Genomic DNA, 3,120 nt, shown 5'->3' with positions numbered 1-3,120 from the left:
GCAGGTAAGGGGTGTCACGATCACAGGGACGGAAATGGCTCATGCGCGCTCGCTCATCGGAACCCTGACCGATCCGATCCCCTCGCGCTTGAAAAGTTCCACGCTAAGTCCGACAGGCTGCTAGGGCCGTGGACAGCAGGCAAGGGTCGTCGCTGTCCAGCCTGACGGCCCCGCGCTCAGCCCGCAACCACGTCATCTGGCGCTTGGCGAGCTGCCGGGTCGCGATCACCGCCCGCTCCACCAGGGCGTTCCGATCCCACCTGCCCGTCAAGTGCTCAGACACCTGTCGATACCCCACGAGCCGCATGGCCGGCCAGGCGTCGCGAGCATCCGTGCACGACAGGACCCGCCGCACTTCGTCGATGAGACCGCGCTCCAGCATGCCCAGGAACCGTTGCCTGTGGCCGGCCTGCAGGCGCTTGCGGTCCCGAGGGGCAATGACCAACTTGATGACCCGATAGGGCAGCGGTTCCTGCGTATCGCGGGCGTAGAGCGTCGTGAGCGGGTCGCCCGTGACCTCGCAGACCTCGAGCGCCCGCTGGATACGCTTTGCATCGTGGGGGTGGATGCGGGACGCCGCCTCGGGGTCCAACACCGCCAGACGCCGGTGCAGCCGCGCCCAGCCGCCGTTTCGGGCCTCGCTCGAAAGCCGCTCCCGCACCTCGCGGTGGGCGCCGGGCAGCGCCGAGAGCCCGTGCTCCAAGGCCCGGAAATACAGCCCCGTCCCTCCCACCAAGAGCGGAATACGGCCGTGGGCGAGGAGGTCCCGGATCGCGGAGAGCGCATCGCGGCGGAACTCCGCGGCCGAATATGCTTGATCCACGTCGCGTATATCGATGAGCCGGTGGGGGAAGCGCGCCAGCACGGTGGCTCCGGGCTTGTCGGTGCCGATGTCGAGCCCGCGGTAAATCATGGCGGAATCGACGCTCACGAGCCCCACGGGCAGCCGTGCGGCCAGCCCCAGGGCGAGCGCTGTCTTGCCGGCCCCGGTCGGCCCCATCAAGAACACGACCGGCCCCATTCTGCCGCCCAGGTCGGGCGCGCCGCTCATGCTGCGTGGGTGGCACCGTCCTCCGGCGCCGCGCCGCTCACCAGTCTGGCCAGATCCCCCTCGGTGAGCCGCCGAAGACCGGGCGCCACCGTCCCCCCTTCGCCGTAGCCCACCACCGCCAAGTCGCGGAGCGTGTCCTCCAGCTCCGCGGGGGAGGACACTCCGGCAGAGCGCAGGGCGTGCGCGGCCAGGACCGCCGGCAATCCCGCATCCGGTTCCGGCGCCGCACTCCGGCCGGCGAGGGCCGTGACCACGTCACGGATCAAGGCTTCGTAGCCACTCCCGTGCAGCGGTCCGGGCACCCCGCGCACCAAGAGCGCGTCGGAGCCGGCCCGTTCGAGATCCAGGCCCATCCGGCAAAGGAGCGCCGCGTGCCCCTCGAGGGTTTCGATCGCGCGCTCGCCCAGATCGAGACGTTCCGGGATGAGTAGGGTTCGGGTCACGGCCGGACCCCGCCGGGCCCACTCGTCGAACAGCCGGCGCAATGCCACGGCGCCGTCGGTCACCGTGACGCCAGCCGCGTCCATGGCAACCAGGTACCGCGCCCCGACGAGCGCGACGGCCCGGCCGGCACGCGCGGCTGCGGGCGCCGGGGGGCGTGGCCTGGCCGCCGTATGGTAAGCGCCCGGGGCTTCTCTCACCTTGGGAACCGACGGGGTTCGGGCCGGGCCCCCGGCCGCGCTCGGAGACACCCTCGCGACCGAGCCGGCGCCAGCCAAGGCCCGTTTGGCGGCGCTCAGCACGAAGTCATGCACCGAGCGACCGTCCAGGAACCTGACCTCCAGCTTCTGGGGATGGACATTGACGTCGACGTCCGCCGGATCCATTTCGAGATAGAGCAAGTAGGCCGCGAACTGGCCGGTGCAGTTGTTGTGCTCGGCGGCCGTCCACAGGGCGTGCTGGACGGCACGGTCGCGGACCGCGCGGCCGTTTACGTACAGGTACTTCATCTCCTGTCCGTTACCGACCGCCGGAGCGCGCCAGATCCAACCCCGGAGCCGCATGGCGACGGCCGTCTCGTCCACGGCCACGGCGGCCTCGAGCGGCGCCCCGCCGAGCTGTTGCAGCCGCTCCGCGATATCCGGAGGACCTGCCGCCTTGCGTACGTTCAGGACGTTCCGGCGATTATGGTGGAGTGAAAACCGGACCTCGACCCGGCTCAGCGCGAGGCGCCTGAGCCAGTCCTGGATCTGCTGGAACTCGGTGCGCTCGCTGCGCAGGAACTTGCGCCGCGCCGGCGTGTTGAAGAAGAGGTCGCGGACCTCGACCGAGGTACCGGGCGGGTGGGGGGTGGGCAGCGGTCCCACCGTGCCCATGCCACCGGCGGTGCGGATGGTCCACCCGGCCTCGCTCGCTCGCACGCGCGAGGATAGGATGAGGGTCGAGATCGAGCCGATGCTGGGCAGCGCCTCCCCCCGGAACCCGAGGCTCGCCAGCGACACGAGGTCATCGAAGCCGCCGATCTTACTCGTGGCATGGCGGGACAGGGCGAGCGGCAAGTCCTCGGCCTCTATCCCCGCACCGTTGTCGCGCACCCGGATGAGGCGGCAGCCGCCGTCTTCGACGTCCACCAGGACCTCGTCGGCGCCGGCATCCAGACTGTTCTCGACCAGCTCCTTGACCACCGAGGCCGGGCGTTCCACCACCTCCCCCGCCGCGATCTGGTTGATGACCACCTCGGGCAGGGTCTGGATCCGTCGCGGGCCGGTAGGCATGGCGTGCCCAGTATAAGCCCGATCGGATTGACCCCAGATACTACCAATAGTTGGAACTCACTCCTCCACCATGCACGCGGAAAAAGGTTTCGATCTCCCTCCCTGGGTCTCTGGTTCGGTTTGTCGAGCACTACCGAGTCGCGCACCACTGCAAGACCCGCTCGCAGGTCTTCGAGGAGGCGCTGGAATTACTGCGCGCGCGTGAATTGTGAAGAAGCCTATCGCGAGCTTATCAATCCCCTCATAATTTCCCCGCTATATGATGCCGAAGACCTCGCGGTAGAGGGGTTGTGCTTGCAGTAGCTCGTAGAATTTGTCCATCAGGGGTTTTGCCCAATCTTTTCGCATGCCAGC

At 68.8% G+C, this 3,120-nt stretch carries 2 protein-coding genes; both read right to left on the bottom strand.

Annotation, left to right across the window (positions count from 1 at the left end; translation table 11 throughout):
- Positions 1-103: 103 nt before the first annotated feature.
- The gene (gene miaA / locus M3461_20695; protein ID MDQ3776593.1) at positions 104-1,051 is read right to left on the bottom strand and encodes a tRNA (adenosine(37)-N6)-dimethylallyltransferase MiaA; all 948 of its coding nucleotides are present in this window, start codon (positions 1,049-1,051) and stop codon (positions 104-106) included.
- The gene (gene mutL / locus M3461_20690; protein MDQ3776592.1) at positions 1,048-2,766 is read right to left on the bottom strand and encodes a DNA mismatch repair endonuclease MutL; all 1,719 of its coding nucleotides are present in this window, start codon (positions 2,764-2,766) and stop codon (positions 1,048-1,050) included. Before mutL ends, miaA begins: the two co-directional genes overlap by 4 nt.
- Between the last annotated feature and the right edge of the window lie 354 nt (positions 2,767-3,120).

Source organism: Pseudomonadota bacterium (assembly GCA_030860485.1).
In the GTDB taxonomy this organism is placed as follows: Bacteria; Pseudomonadota; Gammaproteobacteria; order JACCXJ01; family JACCXJ01; genus JACCXJ01.
Note: the sequence above shows the minus strand (reverse complement) of the source record. Positions and strands in the feature narration are given on the sequence as shown.